This is a genomic window from Bacillus cereus group sp. BfR-BA-01356 (assembly GCF_022663635.1).
GTDB classification, from domain to species: Bacteria; Bacillota; Bacilli; order Bacillales; family Bacillaceae_G; genus Bacillus_A; species Bacillus_A cereus.
Map to the genome: position 1 here is coordinate 1 of NZ_JAKUFX010000093.1, position 24,076 is coordinate 24,076.

The following is a 24,076-nucleotide window of genomic DNA, read 5'->3' on the forward strand; positions in this document are numbered from 1 at the left end:
TACTTTATGAAGACGTTTAGCCACTTCCTATCGAATCCAGTGGATTTATTTTCAAAATCCTCTAGCAATATTTTTTGAAAATGTCCCCTTGACTTTTCATAGTTGGTCTTTTAAAAAGAAGTTTCACTTTAGTTTCTTCAATTATTGGAAAGCAACTCTATATAAAATCCACCAATTTTCAAACCTCATACAATTCTAAAGGTAAACCATCAGGATCTTGGAAAAAGACGAATTTCTTCCCCGTTATTTCATCAATACGGATTGGTTCCGTCTCAACACCACATTGGTTTAAATGCTTCACAGCTTCTTCTATATTTGTAACAGCAAATGCTAAATGTCTAAGACCGGCTGCTTCTGGAAAACTTTTGCGCTCAGGCGGATTTGGAAATGAAAATAATTCGATTTGATACTCTTCTCCTACACATAAATCTAATTTATAAGAATCTCGTTCCTTTCTATATACTTCATTTATCTCTTTAAACCCTAATATCCTAGTATAAAAATCCTTTGACGTCTCATAATTCGAACAAATAATTGCAACGTGATGCACTCTACATATATTCATGCTCTCTCTATTCCTTTCTTTACCAAAGATGCATATTCTCCCTTGAAATGAAAAACATATATAGCAGAATATCTCTTTTAGGGGGCTTACCATGAAATTCATTACTTTTTTCGTCGGACTAATTGTTGTTTTCTTGCTCGCTTATATTGCTAGCAATAATAAGAAGCATATTAAATTTAAACCAATTTTTATCATGCTTATTATACAGTTAATTTTAACCTATTTACTATTAAATACAGAAATCGGCCTCATACTTATTAGAATCATTTCCAGTTTGTTTACCAAGCTACTCGAGTATGCTGCTGATGGAATAAATTTCGTATTTGGTGGTCTTGCAAATAAAGGTGAAATGCCATTTTTCCTTACTGTATTATTACCAATCGTCTTTATTTCTGTTTTAATTGGTATATTACAACATTTCAAAATACTACCATTTTTTATTCGTTGGATCGGATACTTTCTTAGTAAAATAAATGGTCTTGGTAAATTAGAATCTTACAACGCTATCGCCTCTGCCATTGTCGGCCAATCAGAAGTTTTTATTACAGTGAAAAAACAATTAGCTCAAATTCCAAAACACCGTCTTTATACACTTTGTGCCTCTGCTATGTCAACCGTATCTATGTCTATCGTAGGTGCCTATATGACAATGATTGAACCTAAATATGTAGTAACTGCACTCGTTCTCAATTTATTTAGCGGTTTTATTATCGTACTCATCATTAACCCTTACGACGTTAAAGATGACGAAGATATTTTAGAAATCAAAGGTGAAAAACAAAGCTTTTTTGAAATGCTTGGAGAATACATTCTTGATGGTTTTCGTGTAGCCATTGTTGTCGGCGCTATGCTCATCGGATTCGTCGCATTAATTAGTTGTATTAATGACCTGTTCCTCATTATATTCGGTATTACGTTCCAACAATTAATCGGCTATGTATTTGCACCTATCGCATTCCTTATCGGTGTACCCAGTTCTGAAATTGTCGCGGCTGGCAGCATTATGGCAACGAAGCTTGTAACGAATGAATTTGTCGCAATGATGGACCTTAGTAAAATTTCTAATAGCCTTTCTCCCCGTACAGTTGGTATTATTTCTGTTTTCCTTGTATCTTTTGCCAATTTTTCTTCCATTGGTATTATTTCAGGTGCGGTAAAAGGATTAAACGAAGAACAAGGAAACGTTGTTGCGAGGTTTGGCCTTAAATTACTATATGGAGCTACTCTCGTTAGTATTTTACCTGCAATTATCGTAAGCATTATGTTGTAATTAGGTAAAATTTTATCATTTTCTTATCCCTATCTTTTGTATACAATAACGAATAGGTGTCTTATAAATAATCAAGACATCTATTTTTTATACATGTACAATCGCTTTTATTTAGCGTAAAATATTTTTTATGTGTTTGAATACACTTCTAAATGTATACACTTTGATAGTTTTAAAGGAGAAAAAATGATGAAATCCGACACGAACAACAATACGCGAGCCAAAAAAGGACGCTCAAAGAAAAAACGCCTACTTTGGTTCCTTCTTATTCCATTACTAATTGTAGCACTTGGAGCAGGAGGCTACTCCTTCCATATATACAGTAAAGCAAAGTCCGTCTTAAATAATGCTTATGCTGAACTAGGTCGAGGAGATAAGTCCAGTAAACGTGAAAAAGCTGTTAAACCTATGACCGACAATATTTCCGTACTAATTATGGGTGTTGATGAAAGTGATATTAGGGAAAAAGGTTATGGAAAAGCAACTCGAACAGATGCGTTATTACTTGCAACAATTAATAAAAACGATAAATCCGTTAAACTTGTAAGCATTCCACGTGACTCACGCGTCTACATTAAATCACGTGATAAATACGATAAAATCACACATGCGCACGTATTCGGTGGTGTAGACAGCACAATTGATACGGTAGAGAACTTTTTAGATGTTCCAGTTGACTACTATGTAAAATTCAATTTTAAATCCTTTATTAAAATTGTTGATTCTCTTGGTGGTATTACTGTAGACGTTCCAGTTGAGTTCACAGAGCAAAATAGTAAAGATGAAGCAGATGCCATTCATCTAAAAAAAGGACGTCAACATTTAAATGGAGAAGAGGCACTGGCACTAGCTAGAACTCGTCATATCGATAGTGATTATATGCGTGGTCAACGTCAACAGCTTGTATTAGAGGCCATTGCTGAAAAGGCACTATCTCTTAATTCCATTAATAAAATCGGTGGCCTACTAGACGCTGTCGATAAAGATTTAAAAACCAATTTAACTTTTGATGATATGATGACAATTACAAAAAATTCAATGGATTCAAATTTAAAAATGGAAAAAATGCAAGTAGAGGGTACAGATAAATATATAGGTGGTATTTATTATTACGTTCCAAATGAAAAAAGCGTCGATACTATTTCAACTACCCTTCAAAAACATCTCGGTGTTACGAATAAAAATGAACATAAAAAATTATAATAAAAAGGCTGCTAGATCTTTCTAGACAGCCTTTTTATTATATTTTTCAACATATTTTTCATACACATTGTGACAAGAAGTGACAATTATTACAGCGGTGTAACATTTTTTACGAAAACATTACACACACAATGAAAATAATAGTATACTAGTACGTACATAATGTTATTTTCATCATTTTTATACAAAAAATGTAATACATATATTTATACATAAATTTCTGGGGGGAAATAAATGAAGCTAAGTAAAATACTGATTGGTTCTGCAATTGCTGGGGGCATATTACTTTGTGTAGGCGGTGTTGGGGGATATCAATATGTATCCAAATTAAATAATCAATTAGATACTACTGCATTACCAAATACTACATTTGAAGGTATTTCTCTCGACGGAAAAAATAAGAAGGATATTCAAGCAATTATTAATCAAAAGGTAACTGAGTTAGATCAAAAATCCCTTACCTACATATTCCAAAACGATAAACAAACTTACACATGGAAAGATTTAGGGATAAATTATAAAGAGAAAGATATTATTGACAAAATCTTCAAAGAACAAGAAGGAAACGTAATGAATCGTTATAAAATGCGTAAGCAAGCTGAAAACGGTGAATTAAAACGTGACTATAAATTAACACCACAATTAAATGCAACAGCTTATGAAACCTTTATAAAAGATAAATATAATGAAACATTAAAAAATCCTGTTAACGCAGAATTAAGTATTGAAGGCTCAACAGTAAATATTAGTCAAAGCCAAAACGGAGAAAAAATTGATAAAGGGAAACTAAGCGGTTTAACAAATGAAGCTATTACTACTGGTAAATCAGATGTTACATTACCAGTTACATTCATAAAACCAGAACGTTCTACAGAAGACATACAGAAAATGGGTATTAAAGAAGTCATTGCTGAATATTCTACTCCAATGGCTGGCCGTAACGGAAATCAATCATTTAACGTAAATAAGTCAGCTAATACTTTAAGTGGGGTTATTGTCGCACCTGATGAAACATTTAGTTTTAACGGTCGCGTTGGCGTAACTGATGCTGCACATGGTTATAAATCTGCAGCAGTATATTCACAAGGTAAAGTAATACAAAGTGCAGGCGGAGGAGTTTGCCAAGTCAGTAGTACATTATACAGTGCAGCTTTAAGGGCAGATTTAGGCATTGTTTCTCGAAGCAATCATTCTATGCCAGTAAATTATTTACCACTTGGGCAAGATGCAGCAGTAGCAGATTATGGTCCAGATTTAAAATTTAAAAATAATACAGGCAATCATATTTATATTCAAGCATTTTCAAATGGAGGTAGTATTACTACACGCATTTTCGGTACAAATACTGGTAAAAATGTTGAAGTTTCTTCTCAAGTAATTAGTAGAACTAGTGATAAAATCACCGCGGTTACGTATAAAAAAGTAACACAAAACGGGGAAGTAATATCAAATGGACAAATTTCAAAAAGCGTATATAAAAGCGCTCCAAAAGAATAGATAATACCAACCGAATAGCATAAAGAAAAAGGCGTGATTAAATCACGCCTTTTTCTTTTGCAGTAATAGTAAAAAAGTTTCAAGATGGTCTTTCGTTTCTTCTAAAGACCACATACGATTTCCTTGCTTCGCAGCTAATACACACGCCTCTTCCCACGCGTTCTTTTTCTTCATATTTATTAATTCATCACGTAATTTCAAAACAATTTCTTCGTCTTCTTGTTCAATAAACTCTTCCATCACGCTTACTATTTCATCCTCATGAATACTTAACGTACAGTACGATTTAAGAAAGTATTGTAATGTCGTATACATAATGTACTCCCCCTTCTTATTTATCAGATGGATAAGAAGTAATAATCTTAAACCCTAATTCTCCTGACTTATCTCTTGCTAAAACAGTAACAGTTTTTACTAACTTGTCTTTTACACTCATATTTTTCTTTATTACCGTTTTTCCAACAGGAAATGAATGAGTTGTATTTAATACGAGACGAGCCTCTTTAGAATTTTTTAACCAATCTTGAATTTCCTTGTCATGTTGCTTCAAGCTATCTTTTACAGCTTTCGTCGCTGTTTCTTTATCATAGTATGTACTTGCGGCTGACACTTTATCTGTCTTCAAGCGATTCTTCAAATCCTCTTCTGACTTGCCTACATGTCTTTCAATCGTATGACCATTTTTAGGTGGTCCTTCCATTTCATCTAAAATATTATCACTAATTTTTTCTACCGATGTAGCTTGATTCCCTGTCTGTTTCTCTGTTTTTTGTTCTTTTCCTGCACATCCGCTTAAGATCAGCATTAATACCAATAAACTACTGAAGAAAAGACTACTTATTCGTTTCATCATATCACCTCTTCCATGATTATTATCGCAACTTCACTAAAAGTCAATTTCACAACGAAAAAATCTATCAGTTTTCATTTTTTTATCTATTTTTCCATATTTACCCCAGCAATTTCATCAACCCTCTATTTTTCGCCTTTTATAATATATACCCCCTATATTTTTCGATTATTTCCCAGATGAAATCACCGATAACATAACTATAAAACTCTTTTATACAAAGGTTTTTATAGTATTTTTAAAAACATTTTAAAATACCCCTATTTTCATATACCCAATACCCATATAAGGTATAAAACGCCCTTCTTATCAACGTTTTTCTACATTATGTAAATTTCTCCTTGCCTATACAAACGAAATGTGGTGTAATGCAAAAAAAGATAAAGGATTTTAAACAATGGCTGAAACGATTCAAAATTTCTTAACAGAATACTATTCAATCGCAATTCCACTTAGTATCTTAATTAACATCATCATTAGTCTTTTAGGTTTTATCCCTAGTATTTTTTTAACCGCCATTAATATACAGCTCTTTGGCGTAACAAATGGTACTGTTATTTCGATCGTAGGCGAAGCATTAGGGGCTATTATCTCGTTTTATATTTACCGCATGGGCCTTCAAAAGTTCACTCACGATAAAGTAAATAAATACCCAAAGGTAGAGCGTCTTCTTTATGTAGAAGGTAGAGAGGCCTTTCTACTCGTTCTATCATTTCGCTTGATACCTTTCATCCCATCAAGTATCGTGACTTTATTTGCGGCTCTAGGTAAGATGTCATTACTCTCCTTCAGTATTGCCAGCACAATAGGGAAAATACCGGCATTGTTAATCGAAGTATATTCTGCCTATCATGTCATGAACGGAACAAATGAAGCAAAGTGGATTGTAACAATCGCAGGCGCTATTGGATTGTTTTATTTGTGGAAAAAATGGAGAAAAAAAAATAAAGAAGGAGCATAGGCTCCTTCTTTATTTTTGAGGTATTTTATTAATAGCTATCCTTTTTAATCCTTAGTTAATACCAACAGCACTAAATGATTGCTTAACTGCTGCTACTTCCGCAGAAGTCGCACCATATAAATCAGCTGCAGCTTGTACTGCACCAGCACGAGCTTGGCTAAATGTAGTAGATTGCGTGAAATATTGTGTGTTTGCACGGTAATAAATTGCACCTAACTTATCTTTACCAATGCCCGTTACAGTTACACCCGAATGCGTACCACCATTTGCTAATAAATAAGCTTGTTTGTTAATGATACCACTGTTTGTATGAACCCCACCGTTATCACTAGTACCAGTGTAACGCTTAGAATAATGGTCTGGATCACCGTATTTCGCTGGATCACTCATAGAGCGAAGCGCATCTCCTGCTTTACCAGGCGTATAAATATCTTCACCAATCTCCCAATCCGGGTTACGGTTATCATAGAATTCTACTAAAGTACCAAAAATATCAGAAATTGCTTCATTTAGCGCTCCTGATTCATTTTGATAAATTAAGTCCGAGCTATTTTCAGTAACAGCATGCGTTAATTCGTGACCAATTACATCAATTCCACCAGATAATGAAGTGAATGTTACACCATCACCATCTCCGTATACCATTTGTGAGCCATTCCAGAATGCATTATTATACTTACTTCCGTAATGAACTGTCGATTTTAACGGAGCTCCTGCATCATTAATAGAGTTTCTGTTAAATGTAGCTTTATAATAATCATATGTTCTACCTGCATAGTAATGAGCATCTACTGCTGCTGCATCATACGCTGCATTAAAAACATTATCTGCATCTACCCATAAAGTTCCTGGCAATGTAGTACGATTTTTCGCATCATATGTGAAAATTGTTGCCCCGCGCGTATTATCTTGTAAGTAGTAAGATGAACCAGATAACGTTGTATTAAGTGATTTTGTATCTCCTAATACACCTTTACCAGTTCCTACTTTATTTGTTCCTGTTACAGGTTTTACTACTGCTTTCGCATCCTGTTTAGGAGCCTCTTGCTTAACTGGTGATTTATCTTCATTTGTTACATGATCCAATTTATTATATTTATTTAATACTTTACCGCTGTCTGCTTCAATGAAATAGTAGTAGTTTCCTGGACTTGGATCTAAGAAGTTTAGATTTACAACGTATGCATATGTTGTTTCTTCACCATTTTGATATACATATAAGTCCGCTTTTGGTTCTACCTCATATTTCGGTGTTACCCCTAAATCTTGCTGCGCGATTTCAATTGCTTTTGCGCCTTCAATCTTATTTTTATTTTTCAACTTTTCCTTTTTGTCTAAATCAGGTGCAACTGTTCCAGACAATACTTTTAAAGAACCGTCTTTACTTACGTGAGCCACTTGAGTAGAACCCCATACAGGCACTCCTTCGTAAACTTGTTGCATACGTACTACTGTTGAATCAGTTACAGCATCTTTCTTCACTTGTTTCACTTTGAAAGAATCTTGCGCACTCTTTTCCCCTAGCTTGTAATCACCTTTTGCTGCATTTAAGTAATCAAACACAACAGATTCCGCTTTCTTACCAGTCGCTCCAGTTAGATCACCAGAAATAAACTCAGGTGACTGTACTGTCTCATTGTACTTCTTCGTAGAGAGTACATTTTTAGAATCCGCAAATGCAGAGCCTGTCCCTCCAAATGTTGTAACTGCCATTCCTGTCGCTAACACTAACGCTAAACTTTTCTTTTTCATGAACCTTCCCCCTAATAAAAATTTTTTTGAAAAAGAGTAGTTTTATATTAGCATTATGTTTCCACTATTAATATACTAAAAATTCAAATAATTATTTTCTCAAGTTTTGTAGAATTTTGAGGAACAAATATTGAAAAACCCCTTTCCGATTGGAAAGGGGTTTCTGTTAAGAATTTATTAATTCTACTACTTTTTCGCCTTGACCATAAATATCCGATGTCCAAGCATATTGCGGTTCCAATACCACTAATACAGCTACCAAAGCCAAAGCACCAATAATTATTTTTTTCATATTATTTTCCTCCCTTTTCTTCTAATAAATTAATTGCTAATTTATAGTAGTTATTACTTTCCTTAAATTCTAGTAATTCCTCGTGATATCCTGCTAGTTCTAAATACACCATTTTTAATTCCTTTTTATTTTCTTCGCCTCTAAAAAATGGGATTGCCTCAACTTCTAAAAATCTTTTATAAACATCTTTCGTTTCAAAGTATTTATTCTTAAGCATTGAAAGTATATATAGCATACTTTTATACTTTTCATCCCTCTTGGCAACATCTATTCCTTTATTAATCCAATCTTTCGCTTCTTCAAATTCTTTTAATTCAATACACTGCAAAGCGATCTCATACACTGCATCAATATAATTTAAATCCTCTTCCTTTTTGTACTTTAGGCATTGTAAATAATAATCTTTTGCTTTTGCATAATCTTTTAAGTTATAGTACAAGAAGCCTAAATTATTTAAAGCAATAGCTGTTATACTTTCTTTATCAGCAAAAGAATTTGCTTCCCTCAAAATATTATTATAAATAGATAGCGCCTCATTATATTGCTTTTTTTGTATATAACTCAACGCAATAAGTAACTGGCAATTTATCACATAACGGAATTTATATTCATTCTTAAATCCTTCCATTGCTACATTAGCAAAATGTAAAGTCATATGTTCAACTTCTAATTCATTATAAACAAGAGCCAAATTGAAATATATTCCATTCTCATGATAACCTTGTTCCTTTGCCATTACTTCTGTTCGAGTCAAATACTCCAATGCCTTCTTATATCTATGTTGTAAAAAATAATATAACCCTTTGCTATACGTATATAATAATTTTTGGAATGGTGAATACTTTTTGTACATCTTCTTTAAGCTCTCTAACTCTTTTTCGACAGCAGGAAAATCCCTTTTCATAATTAAATAACGTGTATACAGCAGTTTATAATAATTTATAATTTCAAAATCCAACACATGCTTCATTTCACCTTGCAACTCTTCATATATACGTTCTACTTGTTGCTTGTCTAAATGAACTAGTGCATTCAACCATTCATCCAGCTTCCCCTTCACATCTTCTTCTACATCCCTCAAATCCGTCACGGCAATTTCTAATCTTGCGCAGAGCAATTGTAGAATTTCTTCTGATGCTTCAATCTTTCCATTTTCAATCTTACTTAAGTATGAGACAGAACAAATGCCCTGACATAATTCTTCTTGTGTCATTTTTTGCTGTAGCCGTTTATAAAAGACTTGTTTGCCTATTTTTTCTAATGTTTGTTGCATTGTCCTCCTCCATTCTCATTACCCCCATTACTCTAATAATACATAAAATCTGTAGAAATATAAATTGATAAATATAAATTTTCTAAAAAATATGCATAATTTCATTTTTTTCTCTCTTGACTTCACATCAATATCTCTTCTTTGCTACGAATGGTGAAAAATTGGTATACTATAACCAAATTATGGAGGTGTTCTCGCGATGACTCATTATAAAGACGATAGTTATGCCTTACATACAGACCTATATCAAATCAACATGGCTTATACATATTGGAAAGATGGTATTCATAATCGCCGTTCTGTTTTTGATTTATATTTTCGAAAGCTTCCATTTGAGAACGGCTACGCTGTTTTTGCTGGCCTTGAGAAAATTGTAGAGTACATAGAAAATTTCAGTTTTACTGAAAGCGATATCGCTTATTTAGCAGAATTACAATTTGAAGAAGAATTCCTTCATTATTTACAAAATATGAAATTCACTGGGACGATTCGCAGTATGCAAGAAGGTGAAGTTGTATTTAATAACGAGCCTTTATTACGTGTTGATGCACCACTTGGTGAAGCACAAATTATTGAGACTGCCCTCTTAAATATTGTGAATTACCAAACATTAATTGCCACAAAAGCAGCACGTATGAAACATGCTGCAAGTAATGATGAGCTTTTAGAGTTCGGCACAAGACGTGCCCATGAGTTCGATGCTGCCCTTTGGGGGACGCGTGCTGCCTTTATTGGTGGTTTCTCCTCTACAAGCAACGTTCGTGCTGGGAAACGCTTTGGGATTCCTGTAGCTGGCACACACGCTCACTCTTTCGTTCAAGCATATCGCGATGAATACGTCGCGTTTAAAAAATACGCTGAAACTCATAAAAAGTGCGTCTTTCTCGTTGATTCATATGACACATTGAAATCTGGTGTTCCAAATGCGATTCGTGTTGCAAAAGAATTTGGGGATCGTATTGATTTCTATGGCATACGTCTTGATAGTGGTGATATGGCTTATTTATCGAAAAAGGCACGAAAACTATTAGATGAAGCAGGGTTTACAAATACAAAAATTATCGCTTCTAGCGATTTAGATGAATACACAATTATGCACCTTAAATCTCAAGGAGCAAAAATTGACGTATGGGGCGTTGGGACAAAATTAATTACGTCCTTTGAGCAACCTGCATTGGGGGCTGTTTACAAACTAGTTGCGATTGAAGATACTGACGGAAAATTAAATGATACGATTAAAATTTCATCTAACCCTGAAAAAATTACCACTCCAGGACTGAAACGAATTTATCGTATTATCAATCGGGTAAACGATCATGCAGAAGGCGATTATATTGCGTTAGATTCTGAAGAACCTGGAAAAGAAGAGCGCTTAAAAATGTTCCATCCAGTTCACACATATATAAGTAAATTCGTAACAAACTTTGAAGCCCGTGAACTGCATAAAGATATTTTCGTTAACGGTGAAAGAACATATGAACTACCAAGTATATTAGATATTCAAAAATATAATGAACAGAGTCTCTCTCTATTTTGGGAAGAATATATGCGAACTTTAAATCCTGAAGAATACCCTGTCGATTTAAGCCAAGAGTGTTGGGATCATAAAATGAATTACATTCAAACTGTTCGAGAACAAGTTGAAAAAAACATACAAAAGTAACCAGAGAAGTTTCTCCTTCTCTGTTTTTTTCAATACTATATGGATATTTGTAAAAAATATATTAAAATAATACGACGAATGTTTTTAATTTGTAAATTTTAATATGATACTATTTAAAAGTAAAATAATATTTGATATTATTTTATTGAATCAATTTCAACAAAATCACTAATAAAAAAGGGGACGCAGGTTGCGTCCTCTTTTTTATAAATCTTTCACTCGTAATACACGCATTGCATTTAACACTGCAAGTAGTGTTACACCAACATCTGAGAAAACAGCCTCCCACATTGTTGCAATACCAAAGGCACCAAGTAATAAAACGATCCCTTTTACACCTAGAGCAAAGATGATATTTTGCCACACTATACTTCTTGTGCGTTTTGCAATTTTTACAGCTGTCGCAATTTTTGAAGGCTCATCAGTCATAATAACGATGTCTGCCGCTTCAATTGCTGCATCTGACCCTAAACCACCCATCGCAATACCAACGTCTGCACGGGCTAATACTGGTGTATCGTTAATACCGTCACCAACGAAGGCAATTTTTTCTTTTCCGTGCTTCGCTGCATCAATTTTTTCAATCTCTTCTACTTTTTGTTGCGGTAGTAATTCCGCATGAACTTCATCTAAGCCTAATTCTTTACCGACAGCTTCACCAACTGGTTTTGCATCACCAGTTAACATTACTGTCTTTTTAATACCTAGTTCTTTTAATTTTTGAATCGCTTGTTTCGAATCCTCTTTTACCTCATCAGAGATAACAATATAACCTGCATATCTTCCATCTACAGCAACATGAACTAATGTACCTACTGTTTCTGGTTGCTTAAATTCAATATTTTCTTTTCTCATTAATTTTGCATTACCTGCAAAAATTTCTTTTCCTTGTACTTTTACAACTGTACCGTGACCAGAAATTTCGTTATAATCATCGATTATTTTTTCATCAATTGATTTTCCATATGCCTTTCGAATAGATTGGGCAATTGGATGGTTAGAATATACTTCAGCAAATGCCGCATACTCTAATAACTCTTCACTTGTAGTACCTTCGCTCGGTTCCATTTTTGTAACTTTGAAAACACCTTTGGTTAATGTTCCTGTTTTGTCAAAAACAATATATTTTACATCATTTAAAGCTTCTAAATAGTTACTACCTTTTACTAACACACCACTTTTAGATGCACCACCAATACCTCCAAAGAATCCAAGAGGAATGGATACAACTAACGCACATGGACAAGAGATTACTAAGAACACTAAAGCTCTATAAATCCACTCAGAGAATGTAGCTCCTTCTAAAATAAGTGGTGGAATAAACGCCATGATCGCCGCTGTAATAACTACAACTGGAGTGTAGTAACGTGCAAACTTCGTAATAAAGTTTTCCGTTGGTGCTTTTTTACTGCTTGCATTTTGAACTAAATCTAAAATTTTCGATACAGTGGATTCACCGAATTCTTTTGTAACTTCAATTGTCAACACACCGTTTTGGTTCACAAAGCCACTTAATACATCATTTCCAACTTCAACTTCACGTGGTACAGATTCACCTGTTAATGCTGAAGTATCTACCATTGATGTTCCTTCAATTACTTTTCCGTCTAACGGCACTTTCTCACCTGGCTTAACGATAATATAATCGCCAATTTGTACATCTTCTGGTGATACTTGTTTCGTTTCATTTCCAACCTTTACATTCGCATAATCAGGACGAATATCCATTAATGAAGTAATTGATTTTCGAGAGCGGTTTACCGCAATGCTTTGGAATAGTTCTCCTACTTGATAAAATAGCATTACTGCTACAGCTTCTGAGTATTGTTGAATTGCAAAAGCTCCTACAGTTGCAATTGCCATTAAGAAGTTTTCATCAAATACTTGGCCACGAGTTATGTTTCTTACCGCTCTCCAAACGATATCTCCACCTATTAATAAATAAGCAAGGACGAATAACGGAATTGTTACCATTTGTGGTAAGCCCGCTAATGCAGCAATTGCTGTCAAAATTCCGCCGACCACTAATCTCCCTACCATCTTTTTCACATTTGCTTCACCATGATCATGACTATGCCCGTGGTCATGACCGTTCTTCTCTTCACGAACAACTTTCACGTCTGGCTCTAACTTTTGAACGACATTTGTTATATTTGCTACAGTCGCTTCTAGTTCTCTTTTATTCGCAACTTCTACTCGTAGTTTCTTCGATACGAAATCAACAGTTGCTTCTGAGACAGCTGGCATTTCCTTCACTTTATTTTCAATTTTCATTGCACAGTTCGCGCAATCTAAACCTTCTAATATAAATACTTCTTTAGCAATTTTATTTTTTTGTTCTTCTTGCACTTTAATATGCGGTTCTAATTTTGTAACGAGTTGTTTTGCTTCCGTAACAACTTCGTTTTCTTTATTTTGTGCCGTTTCTAAAATCATTGTCTTTGTTGCAAAGTTTACAGAGCAAGAATTTACTCCTTCTATATTCCCAACACCTTTTTCAATTTTCATTGCACAATTCGCACAATCTAAACCTTCTAACATCAGTTTCTTTTTCACTAACGCTTCAGCCATCGTTCTCCCTCCTCGCGTTCTTTTTATTCTTCTTCGTTTACGTGTTCAAACGCTTGCTCGAAGATATGAATTACGTGCTGGTCAGCTAACGAATAATAAACAACCTTTCCTTCTTTACGATTCTTCACAAGTTTCGCTTGCTTTAACACACGAAGCTGATGCGAAATAGATGATTGTGTCATTCCTAATAAATAAGCTAAATCACAAACGCACATTTCAGCTTCAAATAGCGCATGTAATATTCTCGTACGTGTACGGTCACCTAATACTTTAAATAGTTCTGCTACTTTACTTAAACTTTCATCAGTTGGAATTGTTTGTTTTACTTGCTCTACAACTTCTTCATGAATTATCGTTTGAGAACATGTCTCTTGTGGTGTTTCTACTTTATTTCCAGCCATTATAGCTCACCTCTTTAATTGAACATATGAACAACCATTCATATATCTTATACTCTTATTATATGAGCGCCTACTCATATGTGTCAATGAAATCTGAATTTTTTTTATGAACATTCCGTTCACATTTTAATAAGTCGTATACATATTTTCCGCACCCTCTATATTCTCATACAAAAAAGGATGCACAATTCGCACACCCCTTTTTACTTACTTTTCATTTTCACCGCATCCACAATTAAAGAAACAAATCCTAACTGATTATCCCGATTTCTATGGTCAAAACGTTTCGAGCGATAAATAAATCCATCTTTCTCATTCCAATCATTATAGTGAAACTTACCATTCTCATCACAGTATTCTAAGAGCCTCACTTGAAAACCTGCTGATTCAAACATGGACGTGATTGTTTTATAGTTATGAACAATTTTATGGCTTGCTGCAGGATGATCTAATGGACCAGGTCCACCTACTTGTACCCCTTGTTGATATTCTTCATCTGGAAAAAATGCATCTGGTACTGCACAACGAATATATCCATTCTCCATTAAAAACTCATAACAAATTTTTGCAGCTTCAATTCCTTCTTCATATGATAAATGCTCCCATACATGTTCTGCCAAAATTACTGATAAAGAATTAGGTTGAAATTTATCAAGCCAAGTTTCTCTCCGTAATAAATTTAATTCTTCTTCATTCGTATGTAACCAACCAGGGTTATTATTATAACCCTCTGCTCCAACTACAACTTTTGTTTCTTCCATTTTGCTCCCACCCTTTTTCATATTCCGACATAAAAATTCAATAAAGTAATATACATTCCCTTTATTTCAACAAAAGAAAAAGCCTTGCGCGCTCCCTAGACGCACAAGGCTTACTATACTTATATCCCTTTTAATTAAGCTTTTAATTAGCTTGTTCTAAATTATCCTGCGAACTTCCATCGTCTTTTAAATGACTATGTTTTTTCGAATAAACAAAGTATACAACTACTCCGATCGCTAACCAAGCACCGAAGTACATCCATGTTTTTAATGGTAGATTTACCATTAAGAATAGACAACATGCAATCGAAATAATCGGCAAGATCGGTACAAGTGGTACCATAAATCCACGTTGTAACTTTGGATGTGTTTTACGAAGAATAATAACTGACACACCAACCATCGCAAATGTTAACAACGCTCCAATATTCGCTAAATTCGACAATTCTTTTAAATCGATAAATCCAGCAATTAAAGCACTACCAATTCCTGTTAACCAAACTGTAAATGTTGGCGCTTCTGTCTTTTTATTAATTTTCGCGAAAGATTCTGGCAATAAACCGTCACGGCTCATCGCAAAGAATACACGTGTCGTTGCATAAATGTAAGCAAAAATTACTGCCATAATACCAATTACAGCTCCAATTGCGATTACACCTGCTACTTTATCTTGTCCTACAACTTCTAACACATATGCCATAGCTTCTGGTACATCTAATTCTTTATAAGAAACCATACCCGTCATAACGAGACAAACTACAACATAAATGATTGTACAAATGACTAACGAAGCGATAATACCAATCGGTAGATCACGTTGCGGATTTTTTACCTCTTCAGCAGAAGTTGCTAATGCATCAAATCCTAGGAAAGCAAAGAATACTGCTGCTCCCCCCGCGAAAACTCCACTTAAACCGTACGGTGCAAATGGTATCCAGTTTTCTGGTTTCACGTAGAATACACCAACTGCAATGAATAAAACAACGATACCAATTTTAATTAATACCATTATGTTATTCACGCGTTTACTTTCTTTCGTACCTCTTGATAATAACCAAGTTATAACTAATGTAACGATAACTGCTGGTAAATTCACCATACCACCTTGAGACGGAATCGTTAGCAGTGCTTTTGGAATTTCAAGCCCTAATCCACTCACTAAGTTATGGAAGTAACCAGTCCATCCGCCAGCTACTGCGGCAGTCGTTACAACATATACGGATAGTAATGTCCATCCCATTAAATGAGCTACAAACTCACCAATTGTTGCATATGAGTATGTGTACACACTACCTGAAACAGGAAGTGTAGAAGCAACCTCTGCGTAACATAATGCTGCAAATCCACAAACGATGGCTGCAATCATGAATGAAAAAATAACTGCTGGACCAGCATCTCTTGCTGCTACTAATCCAGTTAATACTAGAACTCCTGTACCAATTATCGCACCAATCCCTAGCATTGTTAGGTCAAATGCCCCTAGCGTTTTCGTCAAAGTTTTACTTTTACTTTCCCCTAACAATTGCGTAACGGATTTCTTTTTAAATAGGTTGGCCACGATGTATGCCCCCTTTTGCCAAGAAGAGCTAAGAGATCTTCACTCTTAGCTCTTATCATGTTGTTTTATATATTGTTCGATTTTGTTTTGTATAATGCTTCTATTAGCAAGATACTGTTTCTGCTTCTAATAATTCTTTAGCACCTTTGTACTCTACACCGTGAGCTTCTGCAACTGCTTCGAATGTTACATAGCCATCTAATGTGTTAATACCTTTTAGTAATGCAGAGTTGCCTAGGCAAGCTTCTTTGTAGCCTTTGTTAGCAATTTGTACTGCATATGGTACTGTTACGTTTGTTAATGCAAGAGTTGATGTACGTGGAACCGCACCTGGCATGTTTGCAACTGCATAATGAACAACGCCGTGTTTTTCGTAAGTTGGGTTATCATGAGTTGTAATACGGTCAGTTGTTTCGAAAATACCACCTTGGTCAATCGCGATATCTACAACAACAGAACCTGGTTCCATTGATTTAATCATTTCTTCTGTTACAAGTTTTGGAGCTTTTGCACCTGGGATTAATACTGCACCGATTACAAGATCAGACTCTTTAACAGCTTCTGCAATATTGTAAGGATTAGACATTAAAGTTTTTACTTGGTTTCCGAAAATGTCATCTAATTGACGAAGACGTTCTGCACTTAAGTCGATGATTGTTACATCCGCACCTAGTCCAACTGCAATTTTAGCAGCATTTGTACCAGCTTGTCCACCACCGATGATTGTTACTTTACCACGTTTAACCCCTGGAACACCTGCAAGTAAGATACCTTTACCGCCTTTGTTTTTCTCAAGGAATTGTGCACCAATTTGTGCAGCCATACGACCAGCTACTTCACTCATAGGCGCAAGTAATGGTAATGAACGGTTTTCTAATTGTACTGTTTCATATGCGATAGAAACAACTTTTTTCTCGATTAAAGCTTTTGTTAATTCTGGCTCTGGAGCTAAGTGTAAGTATGTGAACAAGATTAAGCCTTCACTGAAGTGTTTGTATTCGCTTTCAATTGGTTCCTTAACTTTCATAACCATTTCCATATTCCAAGCTTCTTCAGCTGTATCAACAATTTTTGCTCCCGCTTCAACATACTGAGCATCTGTGAAACCAGACCCTAAACCTGCACCCTTTTGAATGAATACTTCGTGATTGTTACGAATTAAATGTACAACACCTGCTGGTGTCATTGCCACACGGTTTTCGTTGTTTTTAATTTCTGCTGGTACCCCAATACGCATAATGAAATGCCCCCTTATAATTAACAGAAAAAAGAGATTCTTTTTTCTTTTTGTAATAATTAATAACTTATGTCCTTATTCTAGCATAACTTAAAAGTTATGAAAACGCTAACATATCATTTTCCTAAAGTTTTTATATTTAGAATAGTGTAAATATATAAAACATTGATTCTATTAGGGGTTTCGTGTCATTCCATTATCTTTCACTCTATTTTTATTATACTGCTTCAAAATAAACAGCAATCATTTATTATTTGACAATAATGTAACAATGTAAGAAACCTAAGCGATAACGTATACATATACAGTTATTACTTTACTCAATACTTTAGAGATATATTCTTTTCACAAAAAAACAGCTGCTAGCATTTAGCTAGCAGCTGGGTAACTTATAAATAACTTAGAAAATAAATCATCTGTCGTTTCAGTAATTTTATCAAACAGATCACTTTCTTCCGCTTCTTGCTCTTTTAACACCTTAATTGTTTCACGTGCATCTTCAGGGTAATCGGTTATAATACCATCTACGTTTAACTTATAATATGCCTTTAAATTTTCCATATCATTTACTGTCCATACGTAAATTGGTTTGTTTAACTTCCTTGCTTCTTTTACTAATTTCTTATTTAACATATATTCTTCTGCTACGTAAAAGTCAGCCTTCACATTCTTTAAGTTAGCTCTACTTGCATACAGTATATACCCTACTTTTATATCTGGATTTGCACGCTTAAACTCTTTAATAAGTGGATAGTGTAACGTTTGAATTACACATTGCTTCTCAAATTCATTATCTTTAATCGTTTTTAAGACTTTGTTTACAAAATCTTTTTCGCCCCCATGAAGCTTCACTTCTATATTAAGTTTGATTTTGCCATTTGCTAGCTTAATGATTTCATCAAGTGTACTTATTTGTCCTGAAAGTCCATCTTGACTAAGGGTAAGCTGCCTTAACTCCGCCATCGTTAAATCTGACACATGCACATTGGCATTTGCGAGACGTTTCAGCTTCAAATCATGTATAACCGCTAGTTCACCGTCTTTCGTTTGTAATACATCTATTTCAGCGTAGTCTGCTTTTGCATCAATAGCACCTTGCACAGCTTCTTTCGTATTTTCTACGCCTTTTGATATATACCCGCGGTGCGCCATAATAATCGGTTCTTTATACGAATTTGAAATAAACGTTACAATGAAGGCAACGACCATTCCCGCAGTAATAATTCCTACAATGTATACGCCAATGAATTTCCAACGATGTTTTTGGAAGAAACATTTATCTGCTTTCGTTTTCGAATAATCTAATCCTTCTTCTAATAAAACATCCTCAACTGGAACCTTTTGTAAGTATAATCGCGTAATCGCCATAATATAAAATGGCGTCACGATAAAGCTGAATAAATACAATGTACTCGTTAAAAATACAGAAATCGTTGATTCAGCTAATAATGCAAATGTTCCTTTCGGGTTTGTAAATTCATAAACACCCCATAGGCACAATAAATACATTCCCAAAAACACGACATATACAACTCCAATTGAGATAAAAAATCCTACTAAAAAGAATAGTACTTTAAAAAAGCTTTCCTTTACTAAAGTTGCACTTTTACGTGCTGCCACGCGAAATGGTTTTTGCTCTAAAACAACAATAGGTAGAACGAAAATCCATCGAAGATTCAAATACGCGACTACAGCAAAGAACGTGTAATAACCAACTTGTCCCATCGTTGTCTTAAACAGTTCTCCTGTAATAAAGTTAGGAATTTGAATTTGCGGGATTAATGCCGTTTCATATCCCATATTTAAAAGAGGCAACAATACGACAGCATATAAAATAAATCCTGGTAAGCAATATGTGAAAAGAGTAGGTAAATACGTTACCGTTTTATATAAAATCGGACGTAATTTCACCTTCTGTCTTTTATGAGCGAAATACGAAATAATAATAAGCACCGCAAATTCTGTAAAGATAAGAAACAGTGCTAACAATGATAAAATTACGATTGCTAAGATGCCATAAGGCGTCTTTAAAAACGCTAATAATTCATCATTTGTCGCATTTGCATAACCACCAAAATACAATAACTTATTAAAAATAATTCCAAATAGTGGAACGAACACAATCGCTGCTAATAATTTATAAGCAAGTTGAAAAGTTAATACATTCCAAAAAGCAAATTTAACTGTTTGAAAGGAATGTCTCATTACTCCTGGTATAGATAGTTTTTTACGGTGTTGCATATATTCCTCCAAATTCTAAAACGGTATTTGAGATGGATTCCATATTTCCAGTCCTAATCCATCTTTTTAATAATAATATATTCCGCTTAACATGAACACTCTTATACATATAATGAAAAAAGTGATGGCTACTTCCCATCACTTTTTCATTTATTCTATTTTTTCTCTAGCCCTTGTCCAAATGCTTTCAAGAAGCTAAAACCGAATGTAATAGCTCTATTGATATCTGGATCTTTTAATACTTTAAAGAAATCCATCACTTTTGTTTTTTTACCACTATTTAATTCATCTGTTGCAAATTGCAATCCTGTAACTAAACTTGACGTAATTTGCTTCGTTATTTCTGGGTCAACTGAAGATAACGCTTCTCCTGCCCCCATCATATTGTTGAGTGCATTTTTAACTGGTTCACGATTTAGTTGCTCCACAGCGATTTTTGAAACATCTTCCTTCGCAGCAAGTAAACTAATTGCCGCATCTAATATACCAGCCTTCTGCAACTGTGCTAAAAGCTGCATTGTTTCTTCTACTGCTTCACGATTATTAGATAGCTCATTTAGAAGTTCATCTGCTACTTGCTGTTTCTGTTCTTCCTCTGTTACAACTTTCTTTTTAATTACAGTAATTTCTTTCGCCACTATCTCCGCCCCCTAGTCCACAAGTGATACGTATTGTTTTCTTTGCCATTTTCGCTCGATTTCAACACCGTTTTGCGGATTACGCTTTTTATCTCTCGGGTTTGAAGATGGTAACGGACGATTCCCTTTTTCACGTAATACACGCATCTTTACCATTGTTTGTTTGTACGCTGGTGTACACGTATAAAGATCTGTCGCCGTTCCAGTTAAAATATTGATTGCCTCTTCATTTACCGTTGCATGCATCGGTAAATATAGCTCTTTCCCCGTTACACGATCTGTAACAAGTGCCTGTACTTTAATTTTCCCAAATGGTGATGCTAATTCTACAAGGCCACCATCTTTCACATTGCGCTCTAGGGCAAGTTCAGGCGAGATTTCAACGAACACTTCAGATACTTTAGATAAAATACCAGCCGATTTATTCGTCATATTCCCTTCGTGGAAATGTTCTAACATACGACCATTATTTAAAAGTAAATCATACTCATCTGGCGCTACAACTGGTGGTACCCATTCATCTAATGATAGACGAGCTAGTTTATCCGGGAAGTTAAATCCGTCCACATATAATAGCGGTGTATCGCTACCATCGTGGCTACCCCAACATAAACTATTCCATCCTTCTAAACGATCGTATGTTGCCTGAGAATATAAAGGTGCAAGCGATGCAATTTCATCCATGATTTCACTTGGACTTGCATAATTCCAGTCCCCGCCAAGCGCACGAGCTACTTTTTGTAAAATCCACCAGTCTGGCTTTGAATCACCAAGCGGCTTCAATACTTCATATAATCTTTGAATACGGCGCTCTGTATTCGTAAATGTTCCCTCTTTTTCTAAGCTTGGTGCTGCCGGTAAAATAACATCAGCAAAACGAGCTGTTTTCGATAAGAACATATCTTGAACAACAAGGAAATCTAAATTCGCTAAAATATGTTGTACATGGTTGGCATTCGAATCTACTAAAGCCATTTCTTCACCCATAACATACATACCACGCAGTTTTCCTTCATCTGCTGCCAGTAACATTGCAATATTATTTAAGCCTGGTGCTTTCGGAATTGTAGTACCGTATGCTTTTTCAAATTTCGCACGAAGCACATCATCTGAAACCGCTTGGTAACCTGGAAGCCAGTTTGGTAATGTTGCCATATCACAAGCGCCTTGTACGTTATTATGTCCGCGTAATGGGTATGCTCCTGCACCAGGACGACGATAGTTACCCGTAACAAGCAATAGATTTGAAATTGCTGCTGAAGTTGTACTTCCTCCAGTATTTTGAGTTACACCCATTCCCCAAAGTACACAAGTACCATCTGCTTCATATACCATACGTGCCATTTCTTTCAGATTTTCTTTCGAAATCCCCGTAATTTCTTCTGTATAATCAAGCGTATACTTTTCTACCATTTTGCTATATTCATCAAAATTCTTCACATTTTCAGCTATGAACTTTTTATCGTGCCAATCTTGATCAATAATATATTTCGTAATACCAGCGAGCCATACGTAATCAGTTCCTTGGCGCGGATGAATGAATAAATCCGCACGCTCTGCCATTTCATGTTTACGAAGATCCGCCACAATTAATTTTTGGTCATGTAATTTATGAGCACGTTTTACACGCGTTGCAAGTACAGGATGTCCTTCTGTCGGATTTGCTCCAACGATAATGACAAGGCCTGCTTCCGCAATATCTTTCACTGTTCCAGCGTCCCCGCCCATACCGACAGTTTTAAATAAACCGTCTGTTGCTGGAGATTGACAATAACGGGAACAGTTGTCTACATTATTCGTTCCATATATTTGACGGGCTAGTTTTTGCATAAGATAATTTTCTTCATTCGTTACTTTCGAAGAAGAAATAAACCCAAATGCATCACTTCCATATTCTGATTTAATATGCTGCATATTGGATGCAACAACTTCAAGAGCCTCTTCCCATGAAGCTTCAACAAACATATCTCCTTGGCGAATTAATGGCTTTGTAATACGATCTTCACTGTTTACAAAATCCCATCCAAATTTGCCTTTTACACATGTTGAAATACCGTTAACCGGCGCATCTGAAACAGGCTGCACTTTCAAAATGTGGCGGTCTTTCGTCCATACTTCAAATGAACAACCTACACCACAAAATGTACAAACTGTTTTTGTTTTATTCACTTTCGTCTTACGCATCGCAGCCTCTACTTCTGAAACTGCTAAAATACTACTATATCCCGGCTCTACATCCTTTACAAAATCAATCATCGGATCTAACACATCCGGTTTCAATCCTGTCATGAATCCAGCTTCACCTAACATTGATTTCTCCATCAACGCATTACATGGACATACTGTTACACATTGCCCGCAACTTACACAAGATGAGTCATTTATACTTACACCATTGTCCCATATAACACGTGGACGGTCTAAGCTCCAATCAATCGATATAGTTTCATTCACTTGTAAGTTTTGACATACTTCTACACACTGTCCACAAGCAATACATTGATTTGGATCATATCGATAAAACGGATGTGACATATCCACTTCACACGCACTTACTTTTGGCTCATACGGATATTTCTGTTCCTCAATTCCCATCATATGTACTGTATTGTGGACTTTACAGTTACCATTATTGTTATCACAAACGGTACAATACAGTAGATGATTCTCTAATATTCGATCCATTGCCTCAGTCTGTGCCTCTTTTGCACGCTGGGACTGTCTTTCGATATGCATACCGTTCTCTAATTTCGTTGAACAAGCACGCAATAACTTTCCATTTACTTCTACAATACACGTATCACAAGTTTGAATTGGATCTACTTCTGGTACATGACAAATTTGAGGATGTTCCAAATTACTCTCGTTAAATAATTGTAGTATCGTCTTTTCACCTGATGCAGAAAATTCTTTACCATCGACGGTTACACGGACTGTCTGTTCTGCCATAGTTTCCCCTCTCCTTACAACCAACTGTACAACACAATCATGAATCCGTTTTCAAAATCGCATTACTGTACATATTTTTGAAACGCTCTACCCAAATACTTTCTTATGAAGTCGATTCTAGATGTTATAAGGTATAACTACGAAAGCTTGAAAATATCACTATTCTACAGTTCTATTATATCGTACATATACAATAATAACCAAAATAATCTGTGATCTTCTTGTTAATAGGTGTTTTTATTTTTCCCATTGTTTTATGATAAATGTGGGAGAGAAATACATATAAAAGACCTGCGGTAGTATGTCAACTGAAAAATAATATCTTTTGAAGTTATCAAAGGACAAATTGCTTAAAAAAGACATCACGAAACTAGACCAGTATTTTATGTAAAAT

19 protein-coding genes are annotated in these 24,076 nt (G+C 35.1%); 5 read left to right on the plus strand and 14 right to left on the minus strand.

Going from position 1 to position 24,076, the window contains the following annotated elements; translation table 11 throughout:
* Positions 1-178: 178 nt before the first annotated feature.
* Positions 179-565, minus strand: a complete 387-nt coding sequence (gene gloA2, locus MR168_RS23875) for an SMU1112c/YaeR family gloxylase I-like metalloprotein (RefSeq protein ID WP_001017675.1) — start codon at positions 563-565, stop codon at positions 179-181.
* A gap of 91 nt (positions 566-656) precedes the next feature.
* Between gloA2 and MR168_RS23880 the strand changes: the two genes are divergently transcribed.
* The 3 genes from MR168_RS23880 (at position 657) to MR168_RS23890 (ending at position 4,535) form a co-directional block, all read left to right on the plus strand.
* Complete coding sequence (locus tag MR168_RS23880) at positions 657-1,835, plus strand: NupC/NupG family nucleoside CNT transporter (protein WP_086411799.1); 1,179 nt, start codon at positions 657-659, stop codon at positions 1,833-1,835.
* A gap of 186 nt (positions 1,836-2,021) precedes the next feature.
* Positions 2,022-3,038, plus strand: coding sequence for an LCP family protein (locus MR168_RS23885; RefSeq protein ID WP_002163841.1), 1,017 nt, complete (start codon positions 2,022-2,024; stop codon positions 3,036-3,038).
* A gap of 234 nt (positions 3,039-3,272) precedes the next feature.
* Positions 3,273-4,535, plus strand: coding sequence for a VanW family protein (locus tag MR168_RS23890; RefSeq protein ID WP_000777355.1), 1,263 nt, complete (start codon positions 3,273-3,275; stop codon positions 4,533-4,535).
* Between the two features lie 42 nt (positions 4,536-4,577).
* On the opposite strand, the gene MR168_RS23895 is transcribed toward MR168_RS23890, so the two are convergent.
* The gene (locus MR168_RS23895) at positions 4,578-4,850 is read right to left on the minus strand and encodes a hypothetical protein (protein ID WP_000288803.1); all 273 of its coding nucleotides are present in this window, start codon (positions 4,848-4,850) and stop codon (positions 4,578-4,580) included.
* 16 nt (positions 4,851-4,866) lie between these two features.
* Complete coding sequence (locus tag MR168_RS23900) at positions 4,867-5,385, minus strand: RNase A-like domain-containing lipoprotein (protein ID WP_000822700.1); 519 nt, start codon at positions 5,383-5,385, stop codon at positions 4,867-4,869.
* A 397-nt stretch (positions 5,386-5,782) separates the two neighbouring features.
* Between MR168_RS23900 and MR168_RS23905 the strand changes: the two genes are divergently transcribed.
* A complete protein-coding gene (locus MR168_RS23905) occupies positions 5,783-6,346 on the plus strand; it encodes a TVP38/TMEM64 family protein (protein WP_000852225.1) in 564 nt (187 codons plus the stop codon).
* A 51-nt stretch (positions 6,347-6,397) separates the two neighbouring features.
* Here the strand turns inward: MR168_RS23905 and MR168_RS23910 are convergent, their stop codons facing one another.
* The 3 genes from MR168_RS23910 to MR168_RS23920 all read right to left on the minus strand — a co-directional run bounded on the left by MR168_RS23910 (position 6,398) and on the right by MR168_RS23920 (position 9,663).
* Positions 6,398-8,098, minus strand: a complete 1,701-nt coding sequence (locus tag MR168_RS23910) for a M4 family metallopeptidase (RefSeq protein WP_000730383.1) — start codon at positions 8,096-8,098, stop codon at positions 6,398-6,400.
* A gap of 166 nt (positions 8,099-8,264) precedes the next feature.
* Positions 8,265-8,390, minus strand: a complete 126-nt coding sequence (locus tag MR168_RS23915; RefSeq protein WP_000720172.1) for an NprX family peptide pheromone — start codon at positions 8,388-8,390, stop codon at positions 8,265-8,267.
* Between the two features lies 1 nt (position 8,391).
* On the minus strand, positions 8,392-9,663 hold the full coding sequence (locus MR168_RS23920; protein ID WP_001187937.1) for a helix-turn-helix domain-containing protein: 1,272 nt from the start codon (positions 9,661-9,663) through the stop codon (positions 8,392-8,394).
* 199 nt (positions 9,664-9,862) lie between these two features.
* Here MR168_RS23920 and MR168_RS23925 point away from each other — a divergent pair, with 199 nt between their 5' ends.
* Positions 9,863-11,326 carry a nicotinate phosphoribosyltransferase gene (locus tag MR168_RS23925; protein WP_242291541.1) on the plus strand — a complete coding sequence of 488 codons (1,464 nt, stop codon included), beginning with the start codon at positions 9,863-9,865 and terminating at the stop codon, positions 11,324-11,326.
* Between the two features lie 204 nt (positions 11,327-11,530).
* Here MR168_RS23925 and MR168_RS23930 read toward each other — a convergent pair whose 3' ends face one another.
* From MR168_RS23930 to fdhF, 8 genes are all read right to left on the minus strand, one after another.
* Positions 11,531-13,897 carry a heavy metal translocating P-type ATPase gene (locus MR168_RS23930; RefSeq protein ID WP_000796569.1) on the minus strand — a complete coding sequence of 789 codons (2,367 nt, stop codon included), beginning with the start codon at positions 13,895-13,897 and terminating at the stop codon, positions 11,531-11,533.
* 23 nt (positions 13,898-13,920) lie between these two features.
* Positions 13,921-14,298 (minus strand): ArsR/SmtB family transcription factor, encoded by a 378-nt coding sequence (locus MR168_RS23935; protein WP_000918378.1) that lies wholly within the window; start codon positions 14,296-14,298, stop codon positions 13,921-13,923.
* 203 nt (positions 14,299-14,501) lie between these two features.
* Positions 14,502-15,059 carry a class I SAM-dependent methyltransferase gene (locus MR168_RS23940; RefSeq protein WP_000393177.1) on the minus strand — a complete coding sequence of 186 codons (558 nt, stop codon included), beginning with the start codon at positions 15,057-15,059 and terminating at the stop codon, positions 14,502-14,504.
* A 142-nt stretch (positions 15,060-15,201) separates the two neighbouring features.
* The gene (locus MR168_RS23945) at positions 15,202-16,617 is read right to left on the minus strand and encodes an amino acid permease (protein ID WP_001284893.1); all 1,416 of its coding nucleotides are present in this window, start codon (positions 16,615-16,617) and stop codon (positions 15,202-15,204) included.
* 103 nt (positions 16,618-16,720) lie between these two features.
* Positions 16,721-17,854, minus strand: coding sequence for an alanine dehydrogenase (gene ald / locus MR168_RS23950; protein WP_001219742.1), 1,134 nt, complete (start codon positions 17,852-17,854; stop codon positions 16,721-16,723).
* A 369-nt stretch (positions 17,855-18,223) separates the two neighbouring features.
* Positions 18,224-20,095, minus strand: a complete 1,872-nt coding sequence (locus MR168_RS23955; RefSeq protein ID WP_242291543.1) for a glycerophosphoryl diester phosphodiesterase membrane domain-containing protein — start codon at positions 20,093-20,095, stop codon at positions 18,224-18,226.
* Positions 20,096-20,250: 155 nt separating this feature from the next.
* Positions 20,251-20,733, minus strand: a complete 483-nt coding sequence (locus MR168_RS23960) for a helical membrane plugin domain-containing protein (protein ID WP_001040540.1) — start codon at positions 20,731-20,733, stop codon at positions 20,251-20,253.
* Positions 20,734-20,745: 12 nt separating this feature from the next.
* Complete coding sequence (gene fdhF, locus MR168_RS23965; protein ID WP_000840666.1) at positions 20,746-23,682, minus strand: formate dehydrogenase subunit alpha; 2,937 nt, start codon at positions 23,680-23,682, stop codon at positions 20,746-20,748.
* Positions 23,683-24,076: the final 394 nt, after the last annotated feature.